Origin of the sequence: Cytobacillus sp. FSL R7-0696 (genome assembly GCF_038006865.1) — a bacterium.
GTDB lineage: Bacteria > Bacillota > Bacilli > Bacillales > Cytobacillaceae > Cytobacillus > Cytobacillus kochii.
In genome coordinates this window covers 592,702-604,711 of record NZ_JBBOWA010000001.1, presented here as the reverse complement: position 1 = coordinate 604,711, position 12,010 = coordinate 592,702, and the positions used below count along the sequence as shown (strand labels likewise).

Annotated in this window: 13 protein-coding genes; 9 read left to right on the top strand and 4 right to left on the bottom strand. The window is 34.8% G+C overall.

Features of this window, described 5'->3' with window-relative positions; translation table 11 throughout:
- Positions 1-121: 121 nt before the first annotated feature.
- From MKX29_RS03125 to MKX29_RS03095, 7 genes are all read left to right on the top strand, one after another.
- Positions 122-1,018 (top strand): LysR family transcriptional regulator, encoded by an 897-nt coding sequence (locus MKX29_RS03125; protein WP_095370250.1) that lies wholly within the window; start codon positions 122-124, stop codon positions 1,016-1,018.
- Between the two features lie 88 nt (positions 1,019-1,106).
- Complete coding sequence (locus tag MKX29_RS03120) at positions 1,107-2,033, top strand: AEC family transporter (RefSeq protein ID WP_224935008.1); 927 nt, start codon at positions 1,107-1,109, stop codon at positions 2,031-2,033.
- Positions 2,034-2,278: 245 nt separating this feature from the next.
- Positions 2,279-2,860 (top strand): TetR/AcrR family transcriptional regulator, encoded by a 582-nt coding sequence (locus MKX29_RS03115; protein WP_224935011.1) that lies wholly within the window; start codon positions 2,279-2,281, stop codon positions 2,858-2,860.
- Between the two features lie 15 nt (positions 2,861-2,875).
- Positions 2,876-3,571, top strand: coding sequence for a DsbA family oxidoreductase (locus MKX29_RS03110; RefSeq protein WP_224935013.1), 696 nt, complete (start codon positions 2,876-2,878; stop codon positions 3,569-3,571).
- Between the two features lie 26 nt (positions 3,572-3,597).
- The gene (locus MKX29_RS03105) at positions 3,598-4,053 is read left to right on the top strand and encodes a DinB family protein (RefSeq protein WP_224935015.1); all 456 of its coding nucleotides are present in this window, start codon (positions 3,598-3,600) and stop codon (positions 4,051-4,053) included.
- A 136-nt stretch (positions 4,054-4,189) separates the two neighbouring features.
- Positions 4,190-4,645 (top strand): N-acetyltransferase, encoded by a 456-nt coding sequence (locus tag MKX29_RS03100; protein WP_224935017.1) that lies wholly within the window; start codon positions 4,190-4,192, stop codon positions 4,643-4,645.
- A gap of 87 nt (positions 4,646-4,732) precedes the next feature.
- Entirely contained in the window at positions 4,733-4,861 is a 129-nt protein-coding gene (locus tag MKX29_RS03095) for a hypothetical protein (RefSeq protein ID WP_263624095.1), read from the top strand.
- 266 nt (positions 4,862-5,127) lie between these two features.
- Here the strand turns inward: MKX29_RS03095 and erm are convergent, their stop codons facing one another.
- Positions 5,128-5,985, bottom strand: a complete 858-nt coding sequence (gene erm, locus MKX29_RS03090; RefSeq protein ID WP_224935020.1) for a 23S ribosomal RNA methyltransferase Erm — start codon at positions 5,983-5,985, stop codon at positions 5,128-5,130.
- 667 nt (positions 5,986-6,652) lie between these two features.
- On the opposite strand from erm, the gene MKX29_RS03085 reads away from it, so the two are divergent.
- Positions 6,653-7,414 carry a kanamycin nucleotidyltransferase C-terminal domain-containing protein gene (locus tag MKX29_RS03085; RefSeq protein ID WP_095370241.1) on the top strand — a complete coding sequence of 254 codons (762 nt, stop codon included), beginning with the start codon at positions 6,653-6,655 and terminating at the stop codon, positions 7,412-7,414.
- Positions 7,415-7,461: 47 nt separating this feature from the next.
- Here the strand turns inward: MKX29_RS03085 and MKX29_RS03080 are convergent, their stop codons facing one another.
- Positions 7,462-8,328, bottom strand: coding sequence for a sulfite exporter TauE/SafE family protein (locus MKX29_RS03080; RefSeq protein ID WP_095370240.1), 867 nt, complete (start codon positions 8,326-8,328; stop codon positions 7,462-7,464).
- A 199-nt stretch (positions 8,329-8,527) separates the two neighbouring features.
- Positions 8,528-9,574, bottom strand: a complete 1,047-nt coding sequence (locus tag MKX29_RS03075) for a 2,3-butanediol dehydrogenase (protein WP_224935024.1) — start codon at positions 9,572-9,574, stop codon at positions 8,528-8,530.
- A gap of 128 nt (positions 9,575-9,702) precedes the next feature.
- On the opposite strand from MKX29_RS03075, the gene MKX29_RS03070 reads away from it, so the two are divergent.
- Positions 9,703-10,623, top strand: coding sequence for a LysR family transcriptional regulator (locus tag MKX29_RS03070; protein ID WP_224935026.1), 921 nt, complete (start codon positions 9,703-9,705; stop codon positions 10,621-10,623).
- Between the two features lie 243 nt (positions 10,624-10,866).
- Here MKX29_RS03070 and sat read toward each other — a convergent pair whose 3' ends face one another.
- On the bottom strand, positions 10,867-12,009 hold the full coding sequence (sat, locus tag MKX29_RS03065) for a sulfate adenylyltransferase (RefSeq protein WP_224935028.1): 1,143 nt from the start codon (positions 12,007-12,009) through the stop codon (positions 10,867-10,869).
- Position 12,010: the final 1 nt, after the last annotated feature.

Here is a 12,010-nt window from a genome sequence, read left to right as displayed (position 1 = left end):
TATCTCCCCTTTTATGAAAAATGTATGTTTCTTTATTTTAAGTATATGTTATGATTTATAATAAAAAAAATATATTATTTTTATAGTTTTATAAATAATAATTATAATAAAGGGTGATTGAATGAACACACATGGGTTAAGACTATTTTATCAAGTGGCAAAAATCGGCAGTTTCACTAAAGCGGCTGAGCAATTAAATATTAGCCAACCGGCTGTTTCTAGCCAAATTAAGAAATTCGAACATGAAATTGGTGTGCCTTTATTTCAACAAAATGGTAGAAAAGCCGTTCTTACTGAATTTGGTATAGCTTTGGCTGGTAAAGCAGAGCATTTGTTTTCTTTAGAAAAGCAAATTGAAGCATTTATAGATGATTACCGTAATGGTGAGGAAGGAACGATAAGGATTGCTACGACCTACTTACCTGCGAACTTATTATTACCTAAGTTAGCAGCCAGTTTTAAACGTGAACATGAAAAGGTCAATTTGGTCATTTCTACAAGTAATACGAAAGATGCTTTTGATCAACTGCAACATTATAAAGCAGATATTGCTATATATGGTGGAATTGGTGAACGCCCTGAGAATGTTGATTGGTACGAATTATTAGAAGATGAACTATGGTTTGTTGTAGGGGCAAATCATCGATTAGCCAATCAAACGATTAAACTCGAAGAAATGGTCAAAGAGCCATTCATTATGCGAGAAGAAGGCAGTTCCATGCGTGAGCATTTAGTCTCACTTTGTTATGCTAATCAACTAAATCCGCCGAAGGTTGCCCTGCAATTTGATGGACTAAGTGAAACAATTTCTACGGTCATATCCGGATATGGAGCCAATTTTATTTCCTCACTCGTTGTCAAAGATCATATCAAAAATGGGCAACTAGCAAGGGTTTATGTAGAGGGCGTTTCTGTACAACATAGAATTGCCATTTGTACACGTAAAAACGAGGAACAATCCATCCTTGTCAAACAATTTATTGAGAAGTGTAAACAAAACATTAGAAAAAATTATTGAAAAACATAATAAATATTGAATTTACTTATGGCCTAGTGTTGCTTAAGCTAAGAATAGAAGGTTTATAAAGGAAAGGTGTTTTTTCTATATGACATTTTTTATTGAGATATTCTTGCAAATTATTTTCCCTATTCTTCTTTTATTGGCATTAGGTGCTTTCTTGCAAAGAAAGTTTTCTTTTCAATTGAAGCAACTATCTACGTTAGTAACCAATTGTTTTATGCCAGCAGCTATCTTTTTACATATTTATCGCTCATCTTTTGATGCGAGTTTATTAGGCCAACTGTTGAGTTATTTGTTTATTTTTACAGTGGCTTTAATGATTATCGGGCAAATCATGGCGAAGTGTTTATCTTTAAATAAGGGAGAGGCAGCCACGTTAAAAAATAGTATTTCCTTAATGAATTCTAATAATTATGGTTTGCCTGTGAGTCAACTTGTTTTTACTGTTAATCCACTAGGTGTATCCGTACAAATTATTATAATTGTAGTGCAAAATATTTTAACCTTTACATATGGTATGTATAATCTTCTTTCAACTAGCCGATCGATTGGTTCACTTGTATTGTCGCTCGTAAAATTGCCTGTGATTCATGCCCTTCTATTAGGATATCTCTTCTTATTATTCAACATCCCTCTTCCCACTTTTATAGAGATTCCTTTAGATCAACTGGCAGCTGGTTTTATTGGTTTAGCTTTATTATTATTAGGTGCGCAGTTATCACAAATACAATTAAAAATGTTTCATCGTGTGATTACGTGGAGCTTAATTGGACGTTTATTGTTAGGGCCAGCTCTTTCATTTCTTATTATTACCCTTCTTGGAATTGAAGGGGTTTTAGCACAATCATTATTTATTGCCAGTGCTTTTCCTACTTCAAGAAATACAGCTACAATTGCTCTTGAATATAACGTGGAACCTCAGTTGACTGCTCAAATTGTGCTCTATTCTACATTATTAAGCAGTCTCACTGTATCTTTAGTTATCTATTTATCTTTTCTTTTATATGTATAATATGAGGGTCTCAATCAACAATTATTGGTTATAGCATTTATTGGCCCTTTTTGCTGCTTCAATTTTTTAGAAGAATGGCGTCTTCTCCTAAAATTGTAATTATTATATTTTCATTGCGGTTCATTTAATATCAACTTTTTGCTATAAGGAACTTTTTTGGTACACACCTACCTAGTTCGTAACTTTAGTTTTGGACTAATCGGTTCTTAATTGGTATACTACATTTATTAAGGAGGGAGGACATTTTGGCTCGTCCATTAAATTTTAATCCGCAATTAAAATTAAAAGCTGTCATGATTTTGTTTTGGAAAAAAGGATATCATGCAACGTCTCTCTCTGATCTACAAGAAGTCACCGGTTTAAGCAAAAGTAGTATTTATCAAGCGTATGGTAATAAATATGACTTATTTATAGCCGCCTTTCGTATGTATCATGAGGAACAGCTCAAACAACTTCAGGACATCATACAAAATGGCGATAATGGTTATGAGGCAATAGAAACCTTCTTATTAAAAATGGTTCATGCAGAGGATGGTTTACCATGTGGGTGCATGACAAGCAATGAAGCGATTGAAATGGGTCCACATGATCAAGCGTTTTGTCAGCTTATTAATGAGCAATTTCAAGAAATAGAAGAAGTATTTATTAGTGCTATTGAAAGAGGAAAGAAAGATCGATCAATTACTTCGCAAACTGACAACTTGTTGTTGGCACGGTTTCTTATGGTGATCATTCAAGGTATAAATGTAATGAGCAGTACGAAAACAAATAGTGATCGTGTAATGGATGCATTATCAGTCACTAAACAAATACTAAAAGGTTTATAGAAAGTAGGGAATAGAATGAAAGTAGAAATTTGGTCAGATATTGCTTGCCCTTTCTGTTATATTGGCAAAAGAAAGTTTGAACATGCCCTTGTTGGCTTCGATCAAAAAGATGAGGTAGAAGTGGTGTATAAAAGCTTTCAATTGGATCCAAATGCTCCACAAAATACTACAGAAACGATGAATCAAATGCTGGCAAAGAAATACGGCCAGTCTGTTGAGCAAGTTGAACAAATGCAAAAACAAGTAACGGCACAAGCGAATGAGGTAGGCTTAGATTATCATCTAAACGATGCTAAAATGACAAATACCTTAGATGCTCATCGCCTAATCCACCTAGCGAAAGAGAAAGGTAAGATGAGCGAAATGAAAGAGCAATTACTTAAAAGTTATTTTGTCGAAGGAAAACATGTAGGGGAAATAGAATCATTAGTTGATATCGCAGCAGCTGTAGGATTAGATAAAGAAGAGGTAACATCTGTTCTAGCTTCTGATCAATATAAAAAAGAAGTAGAGGCAGATATGCAAGAGGGTGTGCAGTTAGGTGTGCAAGGTGTGCCATTCTTTGTCTTTAATCGCAAGTATGCCGTTTCAGGGGCTCAACCTTCAAATGTTTTTTCTGAAGTATTAACAAAAGTAATCGAAGAGGAAAAGCAAAGCCAACCATTGAATGTAATTAAACAAGGCGATGCTTGCACAGATGGCAGCTGTTAAATTTTATTTTAAGGAGTGTTTAACAAATGAGTGAAGCAATCAAGTATCAACTAGAATTAACAAGAAACAATCTATTAAGAGAAGTAAAAAACATCCCGCAAGATTTATTAGATGTTCAACCTGAAGGCTTCAATAATACAATCCATTGGCATATTGGACATGTCCTAACAGTGACTGAGCAATTCATAATGAATTATCCAAACAACACAGATCATCTTTCTGAGAATTATTTGCAGTTATTTGGTTACGGCACAAAGCCGAGTGATTGGACAGGAGAAGTCCCGTCTGTAAATTTTCTAATTGATCAACTACAAAATCAAATCGTTCGAATAAATAAAATCCCCAATGATGTATTCAATCAAGAATTACCTGAAGCCATATTAGGGCAAAAAACTGTAGGCCAACTAGCAATGTTGTCTGCTTATCATGAAGCAAATCATCAAGGTCAAATTCATACAATGAAGCGCATAGTTGAAAAATAATAATACAAGTTGCAGATAGCTTTTTAGCTATCTGTATTTTTTTATTTGAATTTTCCCTTTTTTCATATTATTATATTGAATAAAAATCCGTTATGATGTATTTTTATTATATTACATATAAAAGGGGTTCACGGCAATGGAAATTTTTAATGCAGTTAGTACGGATGTGAAACAAATTCATCAATTAATCAAAGTTTACGCTGATAAGGGCATTGTCCTACCAAGGTCATATCTATCACTCTATCAACATTTACAATGTTTATATGTAATGAAAGAAGAGGAGAAGATTGTCGGCGTTGCAGGTTTACATGTATTGGGAGAAGACCTAGCTGAAATCCGCTCCCTTGTTGTAGATGATCAATATGCGGGTAATGGAATCGGCCGCCTGCTAGTCAATAAAGTGGCAGAAGAAGCTGTGAAATTAGGGATACAAAGGCTTATCTCATTAACCTATGAGCAAGAATTCTTTGCTAAATGTGATTTTACTGTAGTGTCTCGCCATTCACTACCAGAGAAGGTCTGGGTAGATTGTATGTCATGCCCTAAAAATGATGCTTGTGATGAGATTGCGATGATTCGTTTTATTGCTTAAATTTAATGTAAATGCTGCTGTCACTAGCTCCTGTAGTAGTTTTTTTTTAGTCTGCTAGTCGGGTTTACACATTATAGGATGTGCGGAATGCACAATTCTCTATTGAAACCCGTTACGGGTGCGGTATTAATTATGATTGCAATCTTAATTGCTGAGCTAAAGCCATCCCTCAATAAAAACCAATCTGCTAAAAAAATTGTACTAAGCGACTCATAAGAAACTCTTTAATTTAAACATTACATGAACACATTGTGAAACATCGTACTTAAGCAGGGTGCGGGTTTGTTTTAGAAGGGGAAAATATTATTAGATTGATCTAAGGAATGTCTACAAAAGTTAGACATTCCTTAGAGTACAAAATAACTAAAACGAAGAACATCAGGTTTATGGGTCTAATTATTGACATAGGTGTACAATAATTACATTTCAATTTTCAATCATTTCTTTGAATTAGAGAGATAACTCGTTTCTTCCTCAGCCAGTTACTTCTTTTTAACTTTTGGCCATAAAGGTCGTTGAACATAATTAATCATCGTATTGAACACAATCCCCCATTGCGTATTTGTTAAAGAACCAATGGGTGTTCCATTTGAAATACCTAAGCTTTTTTTTATATGTTTTAACTGTGGAAGTGTAAATATTCCTCGCAAAGCAATATCTAAAGGGGCATTAGATTGCTTTAGGGCATATTGTGCCAGTCCAAGGAAAGCTAAATAATATTTTTTCTGGACAATGGGTTCTTTCCTTCTAGTTATTAGAACCATTGCAGAATCTACTTTGGGTGGGGGAGAAAAATTATTTCTTGAGATGTCTTTGATATAGTGTATATCAAACCACATTCTCCAAGCTAACACATAAGAATCTTTGACTGACTTTGAGGTAAAGCGTTTTGCAGCCCCTTTCTCCATTACAATGACCCCTTTTTGAAATCCACTTGATGGATTATTTAAAAGCATCTTCATGATCGGAGTTGTAATGGAGTAGGGTATATTCGAGACAACGACAAAATGCTCATTGGGTAAAAAAACCTTCATAATGTCCTTATGGATAATTTGCGTGTTAATATTCTGTGCCGTTTTTTTCTTTAGAATTTCGACATACTTCAAATCATATTCTACTGCAAGGACCTTTCCTGCACTGTTCGCTAATAATGAGGTTAAAGCTCCTTTCCCAGCTCCTAATTCTAAAACTATATCACTACTATTTATATTTGCTCGTTCAATAATTTCATTAAGTAATTTCTTATTACTCATCAGATGCTGGCCAGAAAAATTGGGGAACTTCATACTTTTTAATTTTTTTTCACAGTATTTATGGGTCTTCTTACTCTTCCTCGTCATACTATCTCTTCCCTTCGAAAATTAATAAATCAAAGGGATCTGCCTGTGATTCAGAGTAGAGGGAAGAAAGCCTATCTTCATAAGATAAGGGGAAATCCTAGATAGTCGCAACCAAATAAACCTACTTTTTTTCTAAAAAAGAAAGGTAATCATACGTAAAAAAAGAAAAGCATAACTCAGCCTTTCTTCACATTACATATTTTTTGTAGGAAATGAAGATTATTTAAAAAGGGCAGACTAATCCCGTTTACTCTGTATACACAAAACAGAGCCTTTGAACGTATTAAATTTATGAGTTCAAAGTTGAGATACGAAGTCTGACATATGAATGACCCATTTTTAATAATCCTCCTTATAATAATTTAATGATACATTGTTTATTATAACTCGTTCTTCAAAATAAATCAAAATATTTTGAATTTTTTTACCGTGCAAAGTTTTTATGGAAGTTGTATTTTTACTTCACTATCAATATATACCTTCATAGAGCCATAGAGTAAAAAGAGCCAAACTGACAAAGGAAGTTTTCTGCAAAAATGATGACTTATTTTCAAATTTAACCGATAATAGAAGAGAAGTATACCGGTTAATATCATCCTATATTGTGAATGCCTATCCTATTATCATTTTCTAAAGGAAATCTTCAGTCAACGAAAGCAGTGATATCATGTTTTTACTTCCACAACCAACATCTCGAATCGAAAAAGACAGATTCATCGATATTGTGAAGGAACGTTTATTAAAAGTATATGATGAGAAAATCATGGCTATCGGTGTCTATGGCTCATTTGCCCTTGATGAGGATGGTCCTTATTCAGATATAAATTTTCAAGTGATTGTTTTTGATGGACAACGAATCGATGATTTTCAGTTTATTTATCCGCCGTTTAAGGTGACCATTGAGTCGCTGCAAAAACAGCAATACATAACGTCTGCGAAAGAAATAAATTCAGATTGGTCATTAAACGTTGCACGTTTCATACATACGATGCCTATCTATGATCCGATTATGTTTTTCTCAAAAATGAAAAGCATCCCCCTGCAAATATCTAGCTACGAGATAAAAGATGTAATGAAAAAGTGTATGATTGAAGAGTTGTACGTGAAGATGGCTAAAATAAGAAACTTAAGGCTCCTTCAGGATGAAACATCATTGTTGTTAAATGCAGTGGAGTTTTGTGAACAAGGTGCTAAGTTAATTGGCTTAGCTAATCGTTATTATTTTCGTTCAAAAACAAGGATGCTTGAAGAATCATTAGGAATTGCCACCAAACCTCATGGCTATGAACAATTAGTGAAACTTATTCTTCAAAGAGATTGGGACATTAGTGAAATTGTATATGAAGCTTGTGAGCATCTTTGGACTGGAATCAATCAGTGGTTCAATGAACTTGGAATTAACTATCGCTCACATTCTTTTCCATTTTAAAAGTCATCTTCCAAAACGAGAGAAGATGACTTTTTTTGTAATGGAGACTAGTTCTTATTTCTTTTATTCTTGCTGATGACAAAAATAATACCACTAATCCAAAGTAAGAAAATAACGACATAGATTAGATAAATCCATATATCAGGCGTTTGGAAGGTCAATAAGATCGTCCTGGCGTTAGTAAGGACAATAAATCCACCAACGAGTACTCCTAATAGATATGGTGGCAACACTTTAACTAACCAAGCTGCAATAGGAGCAGCAATAATGCCACCGATCATTAAAGCAATGACCCAAGTCCAATTCAGTTCCTCCCAGCCTAAAGCAATGAAAAAACCAACGCTAGCAGACAGTGCAATGGCGAATTCACTAGTATCCACTGTGCCAATTACTTTTCTAGCAGATATCCCTTTTTTGGATAGTAAAACAGGTGTGGCAATTGGTCCCCATCCACCACCACCTGTTGCATCTGCAAAGCCGGCAATAAGTCCAAGTGGAATTGCTTGCTTTCGCGATAAATGTAAAGTTTGTTTTTGTCTTTTTACTTCGTATTGGAAAAGAAACCGAAAAAAAACAAATAAACCTAAAAGAAGTAGAAATCCAGCAATATAAGGTTTAACCACATCACCAGGTAGTTGACTTAAGAAGCAAGCTCCTATAAATGCACCAATTGATCCCGGAATAATTAAACGAAAAACCGCTTGTTTGTCAACATTGCCAAACTTTATGTGTGATGCACCTGAGGCAGCAGTCGTTACAACTTCGGCTAAATGGACAGATGCTGAGGCGACAGCAGGAGCGATTCCAAAAGTAAGTAAAAGAGTTGATGAAGTTACACCATACGCCATGCCAAGGGAGCCATCTATTAACTGTGCAAAAAAACCAATAAAGGCAAAAATAATTAGTTTCCTCATAGTCCTTCCCCTTTAAAAGTAATCTAATTTAACATATGATTTTTTTGTACAAGAGTGCATGGAAAGTGTATGAGATGAGGTGTTTCTCAAATGGAATACCTCATTTATGGGGAAATGATATAGAGGATTTTGCTAAAGAGAAATGAAACTAAATTCATATAAAAGTAGCCAGCTAAAATAGCTGGCTAGGGTGGTAATGTCATGATTGTTCAGATTTTACTAAAATTTTGACCTGTGCTTTTTCTTTAACCAATGTTTCAAAACCTTCTTCAATTACCTCGTCTAAGGTAATCTTCTTCGTAACGAGTTGGCTGGCTTGGAAGTAGCCTTTTTGCATAAGTGATAATACGGCAGGGAAAACATCACGATATCCGATGATTCCTTTAACAGTCCGTTCTTTCATTACAATATCATTTGGAAGGATCTCTGCCCCTTTTTCCCAAATGCTTACGATAATTGTTTCCCCACCAATTCCAGTAGATTGAATTGCTTGTTTAAGTACAACTGGTACGCCAGTAACTTCAAAAGAGACATTCACACCACCATTAGTTAATCTAGCAATTTCCGCAACAGTGTCATCTACTTCGGCTGGGTTTATTATAGTTGCCCCTAATTCTCTTGCTTTTGCTTGTCGTTCAGGTGAAAGTTCAACAGCATAAATATCTGTTGCGCCAGCGGCTTTTAAAGCTTCTATTACAAGTAAACCGATTGGGCCGCAGCCAAATACAGCTACCTTATCTCCAGCTTTTACTTTACTAGATCGTACTGCATAGAGAGCTACTGCAGCAGGTTCGACAAGGGCTCCTTGTTCAAAAGAGAGATCATCTGGCAGTTTAAAAAGTAGCTCTTCATCAACGGCTACGTATTCACTAAAACCACCGCCACCTCCTGCTAGGCCTAAAAATCCCATTTGTTCGTCTAAGTTATAAGCACCTTGGTGTCCGTGTGTCGCAAAAATTGGTTCTACTACTACTCGGTCACCAACTTTGAGCTTACTTACACTGTCGCCAATTTCGACAATCTCTCCAGAGAATTCATGTCCTAGTGTAATCGGAGCTGTTTCATTTGTTAATGGATGTGGCTTATCAACAGGTATAAAAATAGGTCCGCCTAGATATTCATGTAAATCGCTTCCGCAAATACCGCACCATTTGACTTTTATTTTTACTTGCCCTGATTGAACGATAGGTTCGTCAATATCTTCTAGACGAATGTCTTTTTGGTTATGCCATCTTAATGCTTTCATATCATTACATCCCCTAAATATTTTGTATAATTTGTTACGATTAAAAGTATACAACTAATTTACCTTATGATAAATTTAGTTATTATTAACTAAGGTTAATCAAAACTTAACTAAAGAGGATGCTTCTTATGAATATTGAACAATTGAAATATATTGTTGTGATAGCTAGAACAGGTTCTTTAAAACAAGCAGCAGATGAATTACATTTGACTTTACCTGCATTAAGTCAATCGATTAAAAGTTTAGAAAGTGAATTAAATATTACTTTGTTTCATCGTTCACGAAGGGGATCTGTACCTACTGAGGAAGGGCATAAACTTATCGAAAAAGCAAAGTATGTCCTATTAGCATACCAAGATTTTATTGATGAAGCAGAAGCTTATACAAATACAATGAGTGGGGAAATAAGAGTTGCTACTTACCCTGGCCCCATGGGCATTTTGGTGGAAGTTATTTCAAAACTAAAAATGGATTATCCGGATATTAAAACGGCTGTTTATGAGAATAGTACAGAAGCAATTATTAAAAAAGTTCAAGATGGTGAGGTTGATGTTGGCCTTATTACTTATAACGAGAAGGAAGAACATAAATATCGTACGTTGATCTTTAATAAGTTATTGGATGGACATATGGTAGCTGCAATAAATAAGAATTCTCAACTAACAAAATACAGCCAAATTACTGAAGAAATGCTTAAAGGACAACCAATCATCTTGTATGATGATATTTATATATCTGATTTTATGAAAAGGTTTAATTTACCCGCTTTAGATATTCGTCTTATAACAAATAATATTGATACGATTAAGAATTCACTAGAGAACAATACAGCAATCAACATTGGATTTGATTATGCTTTTAAGACAGATGTCGGTTTATCAAAAAGTAGTGAGTTTGTTATTGTCGATTTCGCTCCCCCGCTTAATAATACGTATGCATTTGGTTATATTTATCATAAGAATAATGGGCTTTCAAGAATTTTAAGGGAGTTTATTAAGAGGATGTCCAATAAGCTAAGAACAAATCCTCCAGATAAGCGGATTGATTAATGGCAGCATAGGTAAAGATGAAGGAGGTATTTGCTCAAAGGCGATGGTACTAATTGTTTGAAATCAGCCAGGAACCCTTAGATAAATACTATATACATGATAACTATTTAGAGTTGGTTGAGATTTTAATTCCTGGCTTATAAGGACAAGGTACCAATAGCAAATGCATGTATGAAAGGGTCTACAGAATTATATTTGAGACGAAGTTATCTCCATGAGGAATGGAAAAATCCAAAACATTCTTTAATCCTTCTTTTTCATAGCATCCATAATTATTTCAATAACCTCTGGCCTACTAAATTGCTTCGGGAGAGTAGTTCCTTGTTTTAACATTTCCCTTACCTTTGTTCCTGAAAGATGAAGGTGTAAAGAAGTATCATGGGGACATGTTTTATGTGAGGCCATGCCATCACATTTAATGCAATAAAAGGTGTGTTCAAAAGGTAATATGGTTATTCCTAGTTCTTCCTTAGGGAATGTTGAAAATATCTTCTGGGCATCATATGTGCCATAATAATCACCAACACCAGCATGGTCTCTGCCAACAATAAAATGTGTACATCCATAATTTTTTCGTGCAATCGCATGATGAAGTGCTTCTCTTGGGCCAGCGTACCTCATTGCCTGTGGATAAGATGACAATAAAACTCTTTCTTGCGGATAATAATGTGCTAGTAAAACTTGATAGCTTTTCATTCTTGTTTCTGCTGGAATATCATCTTTTTTTGTTTCGCCAACAAGGGGATGAAGCAGTAAGCCATCAACTAATTCTAATGCTAATTTTTGAATATATTCATGTGCGCGATGAACGGGGTTTCTTGTTTGAAATCCCACAACCGTCTCCCACCCTTGGGTAGCAATATATTTTCTTACTTCTGCTGGTTCTAATTGAAACCCTTCAAGAAAAGGTGGTTTTTTGATTTCTTTTGTTAATGTGACATGGCCGCCAACATAAACTTCACCACGATTAAAAAGTTTGTCGACACCTGGGTGATTGCGGTCAAGTGTTTGATAAATTATACTGGCTTCTTTTTGTTTATCTGGCAGAAAAATATCGCTAATTTCAATATATCCATAAACACAACCATCATAGACTAAATTCGCTTTATCATTGATTTTTAGTAACTCGGCTTCTTTTTTTGATAGAGGTAAAGTAATTGGAATGCTCCAGATAAGGTGATTGGCTAGTCTCATTTCATGAAGGACAGAATAATAGTCAGTTGAAGTTAGAAAACCTTCTAAAGGGCTATAAGCACCATTACTAATTAGTTCAAGGTCAGATAAAGAGGTGCCATCGAGTTTGATCTGCTTAGTGATATGACTCGTGTTTGCATTTATGTTTTTTCTATTAATTAAATGTCCACCATGTGGAATAGAGTTTGTCATT